We start from the raw sequence: 17,344 nt of genomic DNA, 5'->3' as shown, positions 1-17,344 counted from the left end.
TACAGTCTTTGGGCTAGCGCCCGGTGAGGGACCAGGCATCTTCGGAGCCGTCCTCGTCGTCGTAGCCGCCGGGCGGGGAATCCGAGCCGTCGTAATATTCGGCACTCTGCTTCCGCTGGTCGAGGTCCGCAGCCACGAGGTCTTCCGCGTATCCGCCCCGGGCGATGTTCGCATTGGCGTTGTCGCTCAGGGCTGCGGTCTGCGAGTCCGGCGCAGCGGGTGCGTCCTGGCCCTTCATGGCCGCCAGGACGGGGGCAAGATCGTCCGGCTTCACCAGGACGTCACGGGCCTTGGACCCTTCGGACGGGCCCACGACGCCCCGGGATTCCAGCAGGTCCATAAGGCGCCCCGCCTTGGCGAAGCCGACGCGGAGCTTGCGCTGGAGCATCGAGGTGGAGCCGAACTGCGTGGTGACCACGAGCTCGGTAGCCTGCAGCAGGACCTCGAGGTCGTCGCCGATGTCGTCATCGATCTGCTTCTTCGGCGCCTCCGCGGCAACATCGTCACGGTAGCTTGCCTGGAGCTGTCCCTTGACGTGCTCAACCACCTTGTGGATTTCGGACTCCGTGACCCAGGCGCCCTGGACGCGCATGGCTTTGGACGCGCCCATCGGCAGGAAGAGCGCGTCACCCTGGCCAATCAGCTTCTCGGCACCCGGCTGGTCCAGGACAACGCGCGAGTCCGTGACGGAGGACGTGGCAAACGCCATGCGGGACGGAACGTTGGCCTTGATCAGGCCGGTGACGACGTCCACGGAAGGCCGCTGGGTGGCCAGGACCAGGTGGATGCCTGCCGCCCGGGCAAGCTGCGTGATGCGGACGATCGAGTCTTCAACGTCGCGCGGGGCAACCATCATGAGGTCCGCGAGCTCGTCCACGATCACCAGCAGGTAGGGATACGGCCGGATGACGCGCTTGGAGTCCACCGGCGGCTGGACCTTGCCGGCCCGCACCGCCTTGTTGAAGTCATCGATGTGCTTGAAGCCGTAGTTGGCGAGGTCGTCGTAGCGCGCGTCCATTTCGCGGACCACCCATTGCAGTGCCTCGGCGGCCTTTTTGGGGTTGGTGATGATGGGCGTGATCAGGTGCGGCACGCCCTCGTAGGCGGTCAGTTCCACGCGCTTGGGGTCCACCATCACCATGCGCACCTCGTCAGGGGTGGCACGCATCAGGATGGACGTGATCATCGAGTTCACGAACGATGACTTTCCGGCACCGGTGGCGCCTGCCACGAGGAGGTGGGGCATCTTGGCGAGGTTGGCTACGACATAGCCGCCCTCCACATCCTTGCCCACGCCCATCACCATGGGGTGGTCCGTCCGGCGGGCGTTCTGGCTTCGCAGGACGTCGCCCAGCGAGACGGTCTCGCGGTCCGTATTCGGGATCTCAATGCCGATGGCCGATTTGCCCGGGATGGGGCTGAGGATCCGCACGTCGCTGGAGGCTACGGCATAGGAGATGTTCTTGGACAGCGCGGTGACACGTTCCACCTTGGTTCCGGGGGCGAGTTCGATCTCGTACCTGGTAACGGTGGGGCCGCGGCTGAAGCCGGTGACGGTGGCGTCGACGTTGAACTGCTGGAGGGTGTCAGTCAGGGCAGCGACGACGGCGTCGTTGGCTTCCGTGCGCTCCTTGGGGATGGAGCCGGGCGTCAGGTAGTCCGATGCCGGGAGCGTGTACGTCACGTCGCCGGCGAGGGACAGCTGCTCGGTGCGCTGCGGAATGGGAACCGGCGGCGGGGCGGGCGCCACGGGGTTGGATGGCACTGTGGGGGCGGCTGCCGGTTTGGCAGCGGCTGCGGACATGCCGGGGGTGATCATGGGGATGGCTTCGGTTGCGTTCTCCCCCGCCGGAGCCGCTCCCTGCGCCGCGCTGCCCAGGCCCTGGGCAGCTTTGATCTTCTCGACGGCGATCTCCGCCTGGGTGGGCCGCCGGACTCCCGGCGCCGGGCGGGCCGCCGCGCCTCCCTTTGCGTCATCGTCGTCGATCACCGCGTGCTCGAAGGCTTCGTCCCCTACATAGCCCTCCAGTCCGGCGTCGGCATCCTCCTCGTCCTTGCCGAAGAAGCGGCGCTTCTTCTTGGGGGCCTTGGACGCTGTGGCGGGCGCGGTCCGTTCCAGGTAGCTGCGGTCATGGGCGTCCCGGTCCTGGTCATCCAGCAGGTCAATGCCCATCAGGTGCTCGTAGCCGGCGCGCAGTCGGCGCGGAATCGCGGTGAACGGAGTAGCCGTAATGATCAGCAGGGAAATGAAGGCCAGCAGCGAGTAGAACACGACTGGAACGGCGGGATGGATGGCGGCCAACGGCGACGCAGCGAGGAAACCCAGCATGCCCCCGGCCTGGCGGAGGCCGTCGAAGCCGTCGGCCACGGTGGGCTGTCCGCCGAGGATGTGGGCCAGTCCGCAGCCGGCGAACGTCATGATCAGGAAGCCGATGCCCACCCGGTTGTTGCCCCGCCCGTCCGAGGGCTGGCGGAAGAGCCGGAACGCGCAGACAAACAGCATCAGCGGAAGAAGCAGGGAGATCCACCCGAAGGTGCCGTTGACCACGGCGTACACCGCGTCCGGGAACCAGCCCGTCAGGCCCCACCAGGCGAAGGTGGCAATAAAGATGCCAAGGGCCAGGTTGAACAGGGCGGCGCCGTCACGGCGTTCTTCCGCGGGGAGGTCGCTGACGTCGTGGCCGATGCGCCGCACGCCTCCGCCCACCACGTGGCCCACTCCCAGCCAGGCTCCGCCCACCACGCGCAGCAACCACGGCTGGTGGTGCTCGACGGCGGGAAGCTGGCGGGTGCGCGCGGTGCTGGAAGAGCCGCCGGCACGCCCCGATTTGGCGGCCGTGGAGCCTGAACCGCGGCCGGAGGAGCTGCCGGTTTTGCTTCCGGCGCTGCCCCTGCTGGAGCCATTGGGCGCGGACGTAGTACGAGTGGCCATACCAGCCACGGTACCCGAGTTGGGCTGGTTTTCCGGGGATTTGGACCCCCTGGTCCGCCGGTTCGCGGCCCTTAAACGCGTCCGGCCCGCGGCCCCGTCGGACGGGAGCGCGGGCCGGAGCAGGCAGGCTGGTGTCAGGCCTCGAGCACCACGGGGATGATCATCGGTTTCCGGCGGAGCTTGCGGTTGACCCAGGTGCCCACCACGCGGCGGACCACCTGCTGGAGCTGGTGGCTGGTGTGGTCCGCGTGGTTGAGGACCGCCTCCTCCAGCGCCGCGTTGATCTTGGGGATGATTTCGTCGAACACGGAGTCGTCCTCCGCCACGCCGCGGGCGTGGATCTCGGGGCCGGATACCACCTTGCCGGTGGCGCGGTGGATGACGGTGATGATGGAGATGAAGCCTTCGTCGCCGAGGATCCGGCGGTCCTTGAGGTCGGCGTCCGTGATCTCGCCGACGCTGGAGCCGTCCACGTAAACGAAGCCGACTTCCACCTGGCCCACAACGTCAGCCCGGTGGTCCTTCAGGTCGATGACGGTGCCGTTGTCTGCGAGGATGACGCTGGCTTCGGGCACGCCGGACTCGATGGCGATCTTGCCGTTGGCGATCAGGTGGCGGGTCTCACCGTGCACCGGCATGGCGTTGAGCGGCTCGAGGATGTTGTAGCAGTAGAGAAGTTCGCCGGCGGCGGCGTGGCCCGAGACGTGGACCTTGGCGTTGCCCTTGTGGATCACGTCGGCGCCGAGCTTGAGCAGCCCGTTGATGATCCGGAAGACGGCGTTCTCGTTGCCGGGGATGAGGCTGGAGGCAAGGATGACGGTGTCACCGTCGCCCACCACCACGCGGTGGTCGCCGTTGGCCATCCGGGACAGGGCTGCCATGGGCTCACCCTGCGAACCGGTGGACATCAGCACCACGCGGTTGTCCGGGAGGTTGTCCACGTTCTTGATGTCCACGATCAGGCCCGGCGGGACGTCCAGGTACCCGAGCTTCTCGGCAATGGCCATGTTGCGGACCATGGAGCGGCCCACGAAGGCCACCTTGCGGTTGTGCTTGGCAGCTGCGTCCAGCACCTGCTGGACCCGGTGGACGTGCGACGAGAAGGACGCCACGATGATCCGTTTGGTGGCCTGGCCGAAGAGCCTTTCGAGCGTGGGCCCGATTTCCTTCTCGGCAGTGGTGAAGCCGGGGACGTCGGCGTTGGTGGAGTCGGACATGAAGAGGTCCACGCCCTCCTCGCCGAGCTTGGCGAAGTGCCGGAGGTCGGTGATGCGTCCGTCCAGCGGCAGCTGGTCCATCTTGAAGTCGCCGGTGTGAAGGACGGTGCCGCCGGCGGTCCGGATGAACACGGCCAAAGCGTCGGGAATGGAGTGGTTGACGGCCACGAACTCACACTCGAACGGGCCGAACTTTTCGATCTGGCCTTCCTCGACCGTGAGGGTGTACGGCCGGATGCGGTGCTCCTGCAGCTTCGCCTCGATCAGGGCGAGGGTCAGCTGCGAGCCCACCAGCGGAATGTCGTTGCGGCGGCGCAGCAGGTACGGAACGGCTCCGATGTGGTCTTCGTGTCCATGGGTGAGGACAACGGCCACGATGTCGTCCAGCCGGTCCTCGATGTAGGAGAAATCAGGCAGGATCAGGTCGACGCCGGGCTGGGTTTCCTCGGGAAAAAGGACACCGCAGTCCACGATGAGCAGCTTGCCGTCGATTTCGAACACGGCCATGTTCCGGCCGATCTCCCCCAGTCCGCCCAGCGGAACAATCCGGAGGGTTCCCTGCGGCAGGCGGGGAGGGGTGACAAGGCCGGTGAGGGCAGTTTGGGTCATATTGCACTACTTTCCAGGCGGAAGGGTGCTGGTCTTACTCCTCAGGAAAAGACCAGCCCCGCTTCCGCCAAATCCCCGCGGATGGTTTCGATCTCGGCTTCGTCCGGCTCCACGAGGGGCAAACGGACAATCGAGTTGGGCAGGACTCCCTGCCATTTAAGAATCTGCTTGGCCGCAACGGCTCCCTGGACCCGCGTCATGGTGGCCCGGACCACTGGCAGGAGTTCAAAGTTGATCTTCCGGGCAGTGCTGAGGTCGTTCGCGTTGACGGCGTCGATGAGCTCGCGGAAGCGGCGCGTGGCCACGTGGGTTGTGACGCCCACCAGGCCGACGGCGCCAAGGGCCATCCACGGAAGGGTCAGTCCGTCGTCGCCCGAGTAGAAGAGGAGGTCCGTCTCGGCCATGACGCGCGTGGCGGCGACGAAGTCGGCCTTGGCGTCCTTGACTGCCACGATGTTCGGGTGCTGCGCCAGCCGGATCATGGTGTCCGGCTCAATGGCGATGGAGGAGCGGCCGGGGATGTCGTACAGCATGACGGGCACGTCGACGGCGGAGGCCACCGTTTCGAAGTGGGCGCGGACCCCGGCCTGGCTGGGCTTGTTGTAGTAGGGCGTCACCAGGAGGAGGCCGTCGACGCCGAGGGCCGCCGCCTGCCGGGAAAGGTGCACCGAGTGGGCGGTGTCGTTGGTGCCCGTGCCGGCGATGATGGCAGCGCGGCCGCCGACAGCGTCCTTGACGGCGCGGAACATGCCGAGGTTTTCCTCGTCGGTGAGGGTGGATGTTTCGCCCGTGGTTCCGGTGACCACCAGGCCGTCGCAGCCGTCATCCACCAGCTTGCTGGCCAGTTCAGCGGCCTGCTCGTAATCCACTGCGCCGTCCTTGGTGAACGGTGTGACCATGGCGGTCAGAAGAGTACCAAGGGCAGGGAGATGCGCGGAATTGTCAGCCATGGAAAAAACGTTACCCTGTCAGCGGCTGGTTAGGACAATGCCGGGAGCGTGATGCACGTCAAACAGGCGGCCGCGCACCTCGGCGCCAGCGGCTCCTCTCCGTTCCCCGGCACCTCCCCCGCACCGCATTCGGGGCAGTCAGGGAGCGTGCCGGCCTGCGGAGCGGGGCGCCCCTGCCGGCGGGCCGCAATACCGTCCGACGGCGGCCTGCCGCAGCTCCTCCGCCCATGAGGCAAGCCGCTGGGCGGCCCGGACATAGTGGAACAGCTCCACCGGGGTCAGTGCGTCGAGATCCGCTTCCGCGAGGCGGCGGGCCAGCTCGGGGCCCTCGGGCTGGGCTGCAAGGCTGATGCCTTCCTGCTCCCATTCGACATCCTCGGGCGGCCGGCCCGCCACCAGCTGGCGGAAGAGGAAGTCAACAACCCCTGGACTCATGGCCTTCATGAGCCCTGCATTGCCGGACTCATGGGCGGGAATTCCGGATGATGGAGTGTGCATGCAGCCCATATTATTCGAACACATATTCGAATACAAGGAGTTTCCTGACAGCTCCGGCACAGCCAGGTATGAGACGATCTGGTCATGACGTCCCGTACCCCGGCAAGAACGTCCCGCAAGACTGCCGGGCGGCCCGTTACGGCGCGGCTCCACGGCATCGACGCTGCCCGTGGCCTGGCTTTGCTGGGCATGATGGCCACCCACCTGCTTCCCACCTTCGAGTCGAACGCGGACCTGACCCCCACCTGGATTGGCCTCACCTTCTCGGGCCGGGCCGCGGCACTGTTTGCGGTACTTGCGGGGGTGGGCCTGGCCTTGTCCACCGGAAAGCACAAGCCATTGCAGGGCCCTGACCTGGCCGCCGCCCGCCGCGGCGTTGCCCTGCGCGCCATGGTGATTGCCGCCGTCGGACTTTCCCTGGGCGGGCTGGAGGTGAACCTGGCCATCATCCTGGTCCACTACGCGGTGCTGTTCCTGTGTGTCCTGCCTTTCCTGGGAATGGCGCTGAAGCAGCTCTGCGCCTGGGCCGGCGGCTGGGTCTTGGGGTCACCGGTGCTGGCATACCTGCTGCGCCCGTGGCTCCTCGCCGCCCAACCGCCGATGCAGCTGGGCCACAACCCCTCCTGGGAGGACCTCTCAACACCGGCAAGCCTGCTGGCCGACCTGTTCTTCACCGGCTACTACCCTGTGTTCCAGTGGCTTTCATACCTGCTCGTCGGACTCATCGTGGGCAGGCTGGTGCTGGGCAGGGCAATGGTCCCGGTGGTGCTGCTGGTAGGGGGCACTATCGTCGCAGTCCTGGCCAAGACCCTGGGTGTTACGGCAATGGAAAGCTGGGGCGGCCGGGCTGCACTGGAGGAGCTGCTGAATTCTCCGGGGTATCCACTGGAGAGCATCCTGCAGGTGAACTTGACGGGTATCCCCCAGGAGGGGTCCTGGTGGTGGCTGGCGTCCGCCGCACCGCACTCGGCCACCACCTTGGACCTGCTGCACACGTCGGGCGTGGCTGTGGCGGTCATCGGGGCATGCCTGCTGCTGGGCCGGCTGGCCGAGTGGGTGGACCTGGACCTGCTGCTGCCGCTGCGCGGTGCGGGAGCGATGACCCTGAGCCTCTACGCAGTCCACGTCTGGGTGGTCTCCGGTTTCTACCTCAAACCGCTGCCGGCCGGCTGGACGGAGGACGGAATGTACTTCGCTCATGCCGCCACCGCAGTAATTGTGGGCATGGTGTTCGTGCTGCTGAAGTGGCGGGGGCCGCTGGAATGGCTGGGACATGCCGCGAACCGGGCGGGCCGGGGCGAGCCGCGGTCCATCCGCTAGCTGTGCTCAGCACTAGCTGTGCTCAACAAGCGGGCACCGGGCGGCAGGGGGCTCCTAGGCGGGAACGTTCCCGCGGAAGAGCTTGATGGCGTCCCGCATGGAAGCGCGGGCGCGTTTCCGGTCGCCGGCGGCGTCATAGGCGCAGCTCAGGCGGAACCAGGAGCGCCAGTCATCCGGAGCCGCCTCAGCCTCGGAACGGTACTTCTCGAACTCGGCATCCGCGGCTGTCCGGACGATCCGGCCGGCCGGCGTGCGGGGCAGCTCGTCCACCGGCAGTCCTCCCTCCGCCTCCAGGACCTTGGCCATCTGCTCCGTGCGGGCACCGAACATCAGCTCCCGGATCAGGGCCCATGCACCGATGGCGGGCAGCACCAGGTACGCCGCACCGATAGCCTGCGCCGCGAGGTTGCTGTCCGTCAGCAGGAGGATGGAGCGCTGGAAAGACACCACCAGGTAGAAGACCAGCAGCAGGGTCACTGCCCCCACCCAGATCTTGGTGCGGTTCTTCCGGAAGCCGGCCAGCAGTCCGTCCATGGCCTAGAGCCCCAGGTCCAGGTAGCCGTCCAGGCCTACGGTCAGTCCGGGGTGTGTCGCCACGTTGCGGACGCCCAGCAGGACGCCGGGCATGAAGGAGGCGCGGTCGAAGGAATCGTGGCGCAGCATCAGCTGCTCGCCGGGGCCGCCCAGCAGGACTTCCTGGTGCGCCACCAACCCCCGGAGGCGCACGCTGTGGACCCTTACGCCGTCAACGTCGCAGCCCCGTGCTCCGGCCAATTCGCTGCTGGTGGCGTCCGGGCTGGGCGGCACCTGCGCCGCAGCGCGTTCGGCGGCGATGAGCTGGGCGGTGCGGACCGCCGTGCCCGAGGGTGCGTCCACCTTGTCCGGGTGGTGGAGCTCGATGATCTCGACTGATTCGAAGTACTTGGCGGCCTTGGCGGCGAAGGCGGAGGCCAGCACGGATCCGAGGGCGAAGTTCGGTGCGATCAGGACACCTGTCTCCGGATGGCCGGCCAGCAGGCTTTCCAGCGCGGACAGCCTGCCCGCGTCCCAGCCGGTGGTTCCCACAACAGCGTGGATGCCGTGTTCGACGGCGAACCGGACGTTCGCTTCGGTGCTTTCCGGAACCGTCAGGTCCACCACGAACCGGGCACCGGCAGCCGTGATCTGGTCCAGCGAATCGCCGCGTCCCAGGGCCGCCACCAGCTTCATGTCCGGTGCGGCTTCAATGGCTTTTACGGCTTCGGCGCCCATGCGCCCGTTCGCGCCCAGCACGGCAACGGGCAAGGGAGCAGGGAGTTGTTCGGTCATGCCGTTAAGCCTACCGGTGGGGCCGCGCCGCACAGGAACCAGGGACTGTGCGTTACCTCGCAGGAAGCATGGTGCCGGCCGGCACCAGCGGACGCCTCAGCTGCCGGCGCCGACCCACTCCACCGTGCCGTCAGTAAAGAACTGTTCCTTCCAGATGGGCACCTGTTCCTTGATCCGGTCCACCAGCTCAGAGCACACGGCGAAGGCCTGGCCCCGGTGGGCTGCGGACACCGCGCACACCAGCGCCGGATCGCCGATCTCCAGCATGCCGATCCGGTGCGCCGCCCAAATCCGCACCGGCTGCGGGGGCACGCTGCTGTCTCCGCTTCCGGCGGCCTGTTCCCCGGCAAGGCGCGCGACGACGTCGGCCATCACCTGGTGTGCCGTGGGATGCGCGCTGTAGCTGAGCCGCTCAACCGGCTTGCCGCCGTCGTGGTTCCGCACCACGCCGCTGAAGCTGACCACTGCCCCCGCAGTGTCGCTCTCCACTGCCGCAATGGCCTGGTCAACGGAGATTGGCTCCGCGCTCAGGACGGCGTTGACTACCTCGAAAACTGCTTCAGTGCCCATGTCCGCCTTCCAGCTGGTCGCAGAGGTGCCCGATCACGGGGTCCAGGACGGTCAGTCCGTCCATGACCCCTTTGGGTGATCCGGGCAGGTTGATGATGAAGGTACTGCCGGCCGCGCCGGCATAGCCGCGGCTCAGGGCCGCCAGCGGGGTCTTCGCGGCACCGGCGCGGCGAACTGCCTCCATGATGCCGGGAATCTCGCGGTCCAGCAGCGGAAGGGTGACGTCCGGGGTGCGGTCGTCCGGGCTGAGGCCTGTCCCGCCGCTGGTGATGACGACGGCGGGGTGCTGGGTGAGGAGCGCGCGGATGGCTGCGCCCACGGGCTCGCCGTCGGGGACCACCATGGCCGGGAACACGTCGAAGCCGTGTTCGGTCAGCCAGTCCGTAATCACGGGGCCGGTTTCGTCGTCGTAGATGCCGGCCGCAGCGCGGGTGGAGGCGATCACGACGCCGGCCTTCCGGCCCTGCACGTCGCCGTGCCGGTGCGGCTCGGGGGCATTGATGGTGCCGGGAGTAGTCACAGTGCCCAGTCCCCGCTCTTGCCGCCGCTCTTGGCCAGCACCTTGATGTCGGTCAGGACAGCGTGCTTGTCCACGGCCTTGATCATGTCGTAAACGCTCAGCGCCGCAACGGAGACTGCCGTGAGGGCTTCCATCTCCACGCCGGTGACGCCGCGGGTCTTCACGGTGGCGAGGATCGAAACCGTCGCGGCGCCAAGTTCGAAGTCCACGGTGACCCTGGACAGCGGAAGCGGATGGCACAGCGGTATCAGTTCCGGGGTCTTCTTGGCCGCCATGATCCCGGCAACCCGTGCCACGGCCAGGGCGTCCCCCTTGGGCAGTCCGCCCGAGCCGAGCAGGTCCATCACCTCCGAGGTGGTGTGGACCGTGGCGGTGGCGGTGGCCTCGCGGGTGGTTTCGGCTTTGGCGGACACGTCCACCATCTGGGCGCTGCCGTCCTGGCGCAGGTGCGTCAGCGCGGCCGGGGTTTGTTCTGCATTCACAGCATCCATACTTCCACCTCCGCACCGGCCGCGAGCGCGGCCACTCCTTCGGGGACGTGAACCAGCACGTTGGAACCCGCGAGCGCGTGCATCAGGTGTGAGCTTTCCCCGCCCTGCAGCTCCACCGTCCCGTCGGACTGCAACGTTCCCCGGCGGACCTGGTGCTTGTGTTCGGGAGACGTGAGCGGGTGGGCGAGGCGGGCGCGGAGGGGCAGGCGGGGTGCGGGCGTCCCCAGCAAACCCGCAAGCACCGGGCGGAGGAACATCTCGAAGGACACCAGGCAGCTGACAGGGTTGCCGGGGAAGCCCAGGAAGGGACGCCCGTCGAAGCTGCCGATCCCCTGCGGGCCCCCCGGCTGCATTGCCACATGGAGGAATTCCACCGGCTGGTCCTCCATGGCCTGCCGGACTACCTCGTAGGCGCCCTTGCTGACCCCTCCGGTGGTGACGATCAGGTCCGCCGCGCTGCCTTCGGCCCGCAGCAGCGCCCGCAGCGCGTCCGGGTTGTCCGTGGCAATGCCTGCCCGCCGGACCACCAGCCCCGCCTGCGTCATGGCCGCTTCCAGCAGGGTGCCATTGGAGTCGTAGATCTTGCCGGCGGGGAGCTCCTGGCCGGGCTCCACCACCTCGTCGCCCGTGGTCACCAGCAGGACCGTCACAGCCTTGTAGACCGTCACGTCCGGGATCCCCAGTGCCGCCAACAGTCCCAGCTGGGCCGGCCCCAGGAAAGTACCGGCTGCCAAGGCCGTCTCCCCGGCAAGGACGTCGCTGCCTGCTGCGCGCACAAACGTTCCGGGCGCTGCCGGGGGCAGACGCACCGTTGCTTGTTCCGCTGCCTGCGCGGCGGGCGGCAGGAACCGGTCCGGAACGGCCCGCTCGATGGGGACGACGGCGTCGGCTCCGTCCGGGAGCATAGCTCCCGTCATGATCGGCGCGGCCATGCCAGGCTTTAGTCCGTCCGGACTGGCACCGGCGGGGACGGGAGGCATAACACGCAGCTCTCCGCCGCCGTCGGGTAGGTCAGCGGAGCGGACGGCGTAGCCGTCCATCTGGGAGTTGGGGAAGGGCGGCAGGCTGATGGGAGCCGGGATGTCGTCGACCAGGCCCCGGCCCAGGGCCTCACGCAGCGGCAGGCGCTCCGTCCGCTCCGGTGACCGCAAGGGCCGCAACAGATCTTCGACGGCGGCCACATGGCCAGCCACGGACCGTGCGTGGTGCGGGGAACGGTGCAGTGCCTGGTCTACAGGCGTTCCATGCGGTTGCGGGCTGGTCATGGTTCCGCCTTCAGTGTCAGCCTTCAGGGTTTCACGTCCACTCTAATGGTGTGGAGCCCGGTGGCTCCGTTGGGGGCGGCAGGGCGGCTCTGCTCGTCCTGGACTTGGCCGGAGAGGTCCGTTGCCCTGACCTGGATTTCGTATTGCCCTTCCGTCAGGTCCAATCCCAGCTTCCACTGGTACCAGGTGTCCCGGGAGATTCCTTCCGCCAGTTCAGCTTGCTGCCACGCGCCCCGGTTCACCCTCAGCTCCACCTTCCCGATGCCGGTGTGCTGCGCCCAGGCCACGCCTCCGAACAGCACCCTTCCCGCCTTCACGGGGCGGCCGCCACGCGGCACATCGATCCTCGAGGAGGTCTTGATGGGACCCCGCTCCGACCAGCCTCGGGGTGTCCAGTAGGCGACGTCATCCGCGAACCTGGTGACCTTGAGTTGGGTGACCCATTTGGTGGCGGAGACGTAGCCGTAGAGTCCGGGCACCACCAGCCGCACGGGAAAGCCGTGCTCAAGGGGCAGCGGCTCGCCGTTCATTCCAATGGCAAGCAGCGCATCCCTGCTGTCGCTGAGCACCTCAAGGGGCGTTCCTGCGGTCCAGCCGTCGGCGCTCCTTGACAGGACCATGTCCGCGCCGGGCCGGGGGCCTGCCAGTGCCAGGAGCTCGCGGACCGGCCAGCCGAGCCAGCGCGCATTGCCGATAAGGTCGCCGCCCACGTTGTTGGACACGCAGGCGAGGGTGACATGGCGTTCAACCAGGGGTTTGGCCAGGAGATCGGCGAAGGACAGCTCAACCTCCGTGTCCACCATTCCCGTGACCCTCAGGACCCAGGTGGCGGGATCGACGGCGGGAACGGACAGTGCGGTATCGATGCGGTAAAAGTCGGCATTCGGGGTGACCAGCGGGGTGATGCCCTCGACTCCAGCCTCGGCAGTTGCCGGTATGGCCGGAGCCGCTGACGCGGGAGCCGGCAGGGCCACGCGGCCCCGGGCCTCGCTGACGACGGCGGCGGCACCGCGCCAGGCTGCCGCGAGCACGCCGCCGACTGCCGTGAATGCGGCTCCCCCGGCCAAAGCCTGCAGGAAGCGGCGGCGGGCCGGGGCGGGAGTTGCTAAGGCGGGGGTCGGGGTTGGGGCGGGCGTCGCGGCTGGGGCGGGCTCCGCTGCCTGGCTCCCCCACTCCTGAAGCATGCGGACCAGGAACCGAAGCAGGACGACCGCCACGACGGCGGTGAACACCGCCAGGCTCATTGCGTTGGCATTGGCCTGGGCACGGGTCAGGACGGCCGCAAGGCCGGCCAGGCCAAAGACGCCAACCATGGCGGCGCCGGCGTAGCGCCGCCGGTCCTCCACGACCCCTGCCAGCACCGCGAATCCGGCGATGACCAGCGCCATGCCCGCCAGGAGGGCAACTTTGTCCGCTGTCCCGAACACTGCCACAGCCCAGTCCTTGACACCGGGAGGAACGGCATCGATGACGGCACCGCCCACAGCAGTCACAGGTGACAGCGACGGACTGAACACCGCTGCCAAGAGTTCCCCCAGGACCAGGGCGCTGCCCACCGCGACCGCACCCGCCGCGGCTGCCAGCCACGCGCGGCGCCGTAGCGCCTGCCCATGCCCACTCCGCTGCTCGCGCCCACGTCCATGCCGCAGGGAAGGCGCCGGGCGCTCCGGAAGCCGTGTCCCGCCGTCGTGCGTTGCCTGCCCTGGCTGGGAGCTGTCCACATCTCCAGCATAGATTCGCCGGATACCCGCGTCCCCGTTGCCGGCCACACATTCTGTTTGCCCTGCCCGCACCGTCCCGGGTGTGATGCAGAGCCCATCGTGGCGTAGCCTGAATCCATGAGTGTCCAGCTAGGCATGCCGCAGCCACGGGAGGAAGCGGGCGCAGCGCTGCCGTCCGTCCCGGCGGCCCGCCCCGCCGGCGCTGCTGCCGGACTCGTGGACCGGTACGGCCGCCGGGCCACGGACATGAGGCTGTCCCTGACGGACAAATGCAATCTCCGCTGCACGTACTGCATGCCCGCCGAGGGTTTGGAATGGCTCGCCAAGCAGGCAGTGATGTCCGCGGAGGAAATCGTGCGGATCGTGCGGATCGGCGTGGACCAGCTGGGTGTGCGCGAATTGCGCCTGACCGGTGGCGAACCGCTGGTGCGGCACGATCTGGTTGACATCATTGCCTCACTCCGCCGGAACCATCCCGGGCTGCCCATTTCAATGACCACCAACGGTGTGGGGCTGGCGAAGAAAGCCGCTGCATTGAAGGCGGCCGGCCTGACCCGGATCAACGTGTCCCTGGATTCGCTGCACGAGGAAACCTTCACCCAGCTGACCCGCCGGCCGTTCCTGGACCAGGTGCTGGCCGGGGTGGATGCCGCATGGGCGGCAGGTCTTGGCCCCGTCAAGCTCAACGCCGTCCTGATGCGCGGTATCAACGATGCCGAGGCGCCGTCATTGCTCGCATGGGCGCTGGAGCGCGGCTACGAGCTGCGGTTCATCGAGCAGATGCCGCTCGACGCAGACCATGGCTGGACGCGTCGGAACATGATCACGGCCGCCGAGATCCGTGGGCTGCTCTCGTCCGACTTTGTCCTCAGCCCCGACCCCCGCGCCCGTGACGGCGCCCCGGCGGAGCGCTTTGAAGTACGACGGCGGGAGGCCGGGTCTGTTTCCGACGTTTTGTCCGGCCCGGCCCTGGGCACGGTGGGGATCATCGCCTCCGTGACGGAACCGTTCTGTTCAGACTGCCGCCGGACCCGGATCACCGCCGAGGGCAAGATCATGAGCTGCCTCTTCTCCCGGGAAGAGATTGATTTGCTGGGGTTCCTGCGTTCGGGAGCCAGCGACGGCGAACTCGCCCAGCGCTGGCAGGACGCCATGTGGCTTAAGCCCAAAGCCCACGGAATGGACCACGTGGGACTCGATGCTCCGGACTTCGTCCAGCCGGACCGCAGCATGAGCGCCATCGGGGGCTGAAACTTTTGAACGTACGTTACTTCGCTGCCGCACGCGCTGCCTCCGGCGTCGAGGAAGAGCGCTTCGACCTGGCGGCGGGTTCCACTGTTGCGGATCTCTTGGAGGCTGTCCTGGCTGTCGAGCGCCCTGAACCGCCCACCGGCACTCCTCCGCTGCCCCGCATCCTGTCCCGGAGCAGCTTCCTCCTCAATGAAGTCGCCGTGCGCGATCATTCGGTTGTGTTGGAGGCCGACGACGTAGTGGATGTGCTGCCTCCGTTCGCCGGGGGCTAGGAGAGTTCTCCTCTGCTTGGCACCCGCAAAATGTCAGACCCCCGTTAGAGGATGTTTCCATGGGAAACGGCGCGGGCACGGCACCAGCGATGGAGGGCATTCAGGCCTCCACCTCCCGCCTGAATGCGCTGTTTCTCGAAGATTCCGTCCTGGAAGCCGGCGGTGGTGCCGCCGCCGGGGTTGATGTGCTGCAGCGCCGCTATGAGCTCCGCCTGGAGCGGATGGCCGTGGCGAAGCAACTCGAGGCGCAGATCGCCGCCGTAAAGGCCGGGGACGCGGCAGAGGCCGTCGGAATCCAGCACGCCATGACCCCGCCGGACGCGCCCGTGCACGAACGGACTTACGCCGAGATGTCGGCGGTTGAGGAAATCGCCGGGGTCCTGGCCCTCAGCTCCCCCGCCGCCGGGGCCCTCGTCACCCAGGCCCGCCAACTTGCCACCCTGCCCTTGGCCATGGACGCCCTGGCGGCCGGGACCATCACTTGGCAGCACGCGAAAATCCTCGTCGACGAAACCGATGCCCTTGGCCCTACCGGCGCCGCCGCCCTCGTTGCGCACTTCCTCGACCCCGACGCACCCAAGCCCGCCCGCGGAGCCGCCGCCGGTGAACTCGTACCTAACCGGTTCCGCGCCAAGGTCCGCGGCTGGCGTGAACGCCACCATCCCGAGACCCTTGAGAAACGCCACAGCAAATGTGCCGCGGACCGGCGGATGGAATACGCCCCGGACCGTGACGGCATGGCCTGGCTCTCGCTTCTACCTGCCCGGCAGCACCGCATCCGCCATCTGGAACCGCACCACCGCCCTCGCCCGCGGACTCCAAGGCCCCAATGAGCCCCGGACGCTCACGCAACTGCGGCCCGACGTCGCCGCCCACCTGCTCCTCAGCGCAGGACCAGCCCTTAGCCACGCACAGGAAAGCACCCCAGGTAAAACCGGCACGGTGGAACACAGCACTGTAGAGGGCACCGACGCCCCTGTAGGGCTGGCTTTCCTTTCCGTCAATGACCAAGCAGATGCCGCAACCATCCGCACAGATGCCGCGGGACGAACTGTCGGGGAGGCCTCTGCCGGCGCTGCCACTGACGTCAACAGCGCGTGCGCCGATCTTGCCGACGTTCCGGTGCCCAAGGCGGACGTCCTGGTCACCGTCCCGGTGTTCTCACTCCTCGGCCTCACCGACGAACCCGCAAACCTGGACGGCTACGGGCCCATTCCCGCTTCCATGGCCCGCAAACTCGTCGCTGACGGCGCCGCCTCGTTCCATCGCGTCCTGGTGGACCCGCGGGACGGTGCATCCCTGGAAATCGGCCGTACCAGCTACCGCCTCACCAAAGCCATGAAACAAGCACTCCGCCTCCGCGACGGAAAATGCACCTTCCCCGGCTGCAACAACCGGACTTCGGACAACGAGGCAGACCACCTCCAGGCCTGGCACCACGGCGGAACCACCGGAATCAGCAACCTGGCCCAACTCTGCCCCAAACACCACCGCCTCAAACACAACAGCCGCTGGAAACCCACCCCCGGCACCAAAACCCAGCCACCCGGCTGGACCTCACCCACCGGCCGCCACTACAAAGCCGAACACCACGACTGGGAACCACCCCACTGGCCGCCTGGACTCCTTGCCGCTGAACCCCCGGGGCTCCAGCCGGCGGAACTTCCGCTTGAAGATCCAGTGGGCGACAACTTTGTGGATCCCGAGGTCTTTTCGCAAGAGGATTCTGTATGGGTCGACTTCTACGCCATGCCCCCGAAACTGCCCGAGGACCCGCTCAAAGAGTGGGAGTGGGGCTTGGTGCACTGGTGACGTCGCTTTGAACCTGACTGAATCTGCCGCCATCTGGATCAGCAGTCATTTTGGTGTGCTTCGTCTGACCGCGTCAGCTCCGCTGGAACGACGACGTCATGAAGGGAACATAGGCCGGGACGGTCCCGTCGTCCCCGCCGGACCCGTCCGTTGTGGTGCTTGTGGTCTTGCCGCCACGGGTTCGTAGCTCCGTGATGTGGGTGAGTACGTTGCCGTCGACGCGCAACGTATGGCGGGTCCACCCGGCACCGCCCCGGCGTTCCACCCTAAGGGCGCCGTCATGCCACGTGCAGCGGGCGGCGGCTACAGGTGCCGGGCCCGCATTATCCACGTAGTACCAAAAAACATCCTGGTGATCCGGGTCGACAGTGAAGATCCCGTGGCCTTCGGAATGCGTCCCGTCCGGTTCCAGGTGGCGGTAGCTCTGGACGACGGCAGATCCGCCAGCCACCGGGGTGTAGGTCACCTCGGCGTCGACGGTCCGTTCGGGCCCCCAAGGACCGGGGGCGAACCGGGTACTCCCCCGCCAGCGGCCCAGGAAAGCGGCCAGAGCTCCCGGCGCACGGCTGGGAGGGGTCCGTTCCACTGTCCCCTCACCTCCAGAGCCG

15 protein-coding genes and 1 pseudogene are annotated in these 17,344 nt (G+C 67.7%); 4 read left to right on the top strand and 12 right to left on the bottom strand.

Annotated elements, in window-relative coordinates; all coding sequences use genetic code 11:
- Positions 1-13: 13 nt before the first annotated feature.
- The 4 genes from SMD14_RS07450 to SMD14_RS07435 all read right to left on the bottom strand — a co-directional run bounded on the left by SMD14_RS07450 (position 14) and on the right by SMD14_RS07435 (position 6,206).
- Positions 14-2,932: a DNA translocase FtsK gene (locus tag SMD14_RS07450; RefSeq protein ID WP_321215868.1), complete on the bottom strand. Its 2,919-nt coding sequence runs from the start codon at positions 2,930-2,932 to the stop codon at positions 14-16.
- A gap of 134 nt (positions 2,933-3,066) precedes the next feature.
- Complete coding sequence (locus SMD14_RS07445; RefSeq protein WP_157238584.1) at positions 3,067-4,758, bottom strand: ribonuclease J; 1,692 nt, start codon at positions 4,756-4,758, stop codon at positions 3,067-3,069.
- A gap of 41 nt (positions 4,759-4,799) precedes the next feature.
- Entirely contained in the window at positions 4,800-5,708 is a 909-nt protein-coding gene (gene dapA / locus SMD14_RS07440) for a 4-hydroxy-tetrahydrodipicolinate synthase (protein ID WP_157238585.1), read from the bottom strand.
- 138 nt (positions 5,709-5,846) lie between these two features.
- Positions 5,847-6,206 (bottom strand): hypothetical protein, encoded by a 360-nt coding sequence (locus tag SMD14_RS07435; RefSeq protein ID WP_370460360.1) that lies wholly within the window; start codon positions 6,204-6,206, stop codon positions 5,847-5,849.
- Positions 6,207-6,290: 84 nt separating this feature from the next.
- Here SMD14_RS07435 and SMD14_RS07430 point away from each other — a divergent pair, with 84 nt between their 5' ends.
- Positions 6,291-7,526, top strand: coding sequence for a heparan-alpha-glucosaminide N-acetyltransferase domain-containing protein (locus SMD14_RS07430; protein WP_321215867.1), 1,236 nt, complete (start codon positions 6,291-6,293; stop codon positions 7,524-7,526).
- 54 nt (positions 7,527-7,580) lie between these two features.
- Here SMD14_RS07430 and SMD14_RS07425 read toward each other — a convergent pair whose 3' ends face one another.
- The 7 genes from SMD14_RS07425 to SMD14_RS07395 form a co-directional block, all read right to left on the bottom strand.
- Complete coding sequence (locus SMD14_RS07425; RefSeq protein WP_104997407.1) at positions 7,581-8,060, bottom strand: hypothetical protein; 480 nt, start codon at positions 8,058-8,060, stop codon at positions 7,581-7,583.
- A 3-nt stretch (positions 8,061-8,063) separates the two neighbouring features.
- Positions 8,064-8,834: a 4-hydroxy-tetrahydrodipicolinate reductase gene (dapB, locus tag SMD14_RS07420; protein WP_321215866.1), complete on the bottom strand. Its 771-nt coding sequence runs from the start codon at positions 8,832-8,834 to the stop codon at positions 8,064-8,066.
- 96 nt (positions 8,835-8,930) lie between these two features.
- The gene (locus SMD14_RS07415; RefSeq protein ID WP_321215865.1) at positions 8,931-9,404 is read right to left on the bottom strand and encodes a molybdenum cofactor biosynthesis protein MoaE; all 474 of its coding nucleotides are present in this window, start codon (positions 9,402-9,404) and stop codon (positions 8,931-8,933) included.
- Complete coding sequence (locus tag SMD14_RS07410) at positions 9,394-9,924, bottom strand: MogA/MoaB family molybdenum cofactor biosynthesis protein (protein WP_321215864.1); 531 nt, start codon at positions 9,922-9,924, stop codon at positions 9,394-9,396. The genes SMD14_RS07415 and SMD14_RS07410 overlap by 11 nt, the downstream gene beginning before the upstream one ends.
- A complete protein-coding gene (gene moaC, locus SMD14_RS07405; protein WP_321215863.1) occupies positions 9,921-10,415 on the bottom strand; it encodes a cyclic pyranopterin monophosphate synthase MoaC in 495 nt (164 codons plus the stop codon). The genes SMD14_RS07410 and moaC overlap by 4 nt, the downstream gene beginning before the upstream one ends.
- Entirely contained in the window at positions 10,403-11,680 is a 1,278-nt protein-coding gene (glp, locus tag SMD14_RS07400; protein WP_321215862.1) for a gephyrin-like molybdotransferase Glp, read from the bottom strand. The genes moaC and glp overlap by 13 nt, the downstream gene beginning before the upstream one ends.
- A 23-nt stretch (positions 11,681-11,703) precedes the next feature.
- A complete protein-coding gene (locus SMD14_RS07395) occupies positions 11,704-13,224 on the bottom strand; it encodes a molybdopterin-dependent oxidoreductase (protein ID WP_409339721.1) in 1,521 nt (506 codons plus the stop codon).
- Positions 13,225-13,518: 294 nt separating this feature from the next.
- On the opposite strand from SMD14_RS07395, the gene moaA reads away from it, so the two are divergent.
- The 3 genes and pseudogenes from moaA to SMD14_RS07380 all read left to right on the top strand — a co-directional run bounded on the left by moaA (position 13,519) and on the right by SMD14_RS07380 (position 16,736).
- Complete coding sequence (gene moaA, locus SMD14_RS07390; RefSeq protein WP_197432390.1) at positions 13,519-14,652, top strand: GTP 3',8-cyclase MoaA; 1,134 nt, start codon at positions 13,519-13,521, stop codon at positions 14,650-14,652.
- A gap of 5 nt (positions 14,653-14,657) precedes the next feature.
- Positions 14,658-14,924 (top strand): MoaD/ThiS family protein, encoded by a 267-nt coding sequence (locus SMD14_RS07385; RefSeq protein WP_321215861.1) that lies wholly within the window; start codon positions 14,658-14,660, stop codon positions 14,922-14,924.
- A 59-nt stretch (positions 14,925-14,983) separates the two neighbouring features.
- Positions 14,984-16,736 (top strand): annotated as a pseudogene (locus tag SMD14_RS07380) (HNH endonuclease).
- A gap of 73 nt (positions 16,737-16,809) precedes the next feature.
- Here the strand turns inward: SMD14_RS07380 and SMD14_RS07375 are convergent.
- Entirely contained in the window at positions 16,810-17,322 is a 513-nt protein-coding gene (locus SMD14_RS07375; protein ID WP_321215860.1) for a DUF1579 domain-containing protein, read from the bottom strand.
- Positions 17,323-17,344 lie beyond the last annotated feature (22 nt).

This window comes from Pseudarthrobacter oxydans, from assembly GCF_034258515.1.
GTDB lineage: Bacteria > Actinomycetota > Actinomycetes > Actinomycetales > Micrococcaceae > Arthrobacter.
Note: the sequence above shows the minus strand (reverse complement) of the source record. Positions and strands in the feature narration are given on the sequence as shown.

Bases quoted from the DNA above. Each gene is read 5' to 3' on its own strand.
- SMD14_RS07450 (WP_321215868.1), bottom strand. From the start codon at position 2,932: ATGGCCACTCGTACTACGTCCGCGCCCAATGGCTCCAGCAGGGGCAGC.
- SMD14_RS07445 (WP_157238584.1), bottom strand. From the start codon at position 4,758: ATGACCCAAACTGCCCTCACCGGCCTTGTCACCCCTCCCCGCCTGCCG.
- dapA (WP_157238585.1), bottom strand. From the start codon at position 5,708: ATGGCTGACAATTCCGCGCATCTCCCTGCCCTTGGTACTCTTCTGACC.
- SMD14_RS07435 (WP_370460360.1), bottom strand. From the start codon at position 6,206: ATGCACACTCCATCATCCGGAATTCCCGCCCATGAGTCCGGCAATGCA.
- SMD14_RS07430 (WP_321215867.1), top strand. From the start codon at position 6,291: ATGACGTCCCGTACCCCGGCAAGAACGTCCCGCAAGACTGCCGGGCGG.
- SMD14_RS07425 (WP_104997407.1), bottom strand. From the start codon at position 8,060: ATGGACGGACTGCTGGCCGGCTTCCGGAAGAACCGCACCAAGATCTGG.
- dapB (WP_321215866.1), bottom strand. From the start codon at position 8,834: ATGACCGAACAACTCCCTGCTCCCTTGCCCGTTGCCGTGCTGGGCGCG.
- SMD14_RS07415 (WP_321215865.1), bottom strand. From the start codon at position 9,404: ATGGGCACTGAAGCAGTTTTCGAGGTAGTCAACGCCGTCCTGAGCGCG.
- moaC (WP_321215863.1), bottom strand. From the start codon at position 10,415: ATGGATGCTGTGAATGCAGAACAAACCCCGGCCGCGCTGACGCACCTG.
- glp (WP_321215862.1), bottom strand. From the start codon at position 11,680: ATGACCAGCCCGCAACCGCATGGAACGCCTGTAGACCAGGCACTGCAC.
- moaA (WP_197432390.1), top strand. From the start codon at position 13,519: ATGAGTGTCCAGCTAGGCATGCCGCAGCCACGGGAGGAAGCGGGCGCA.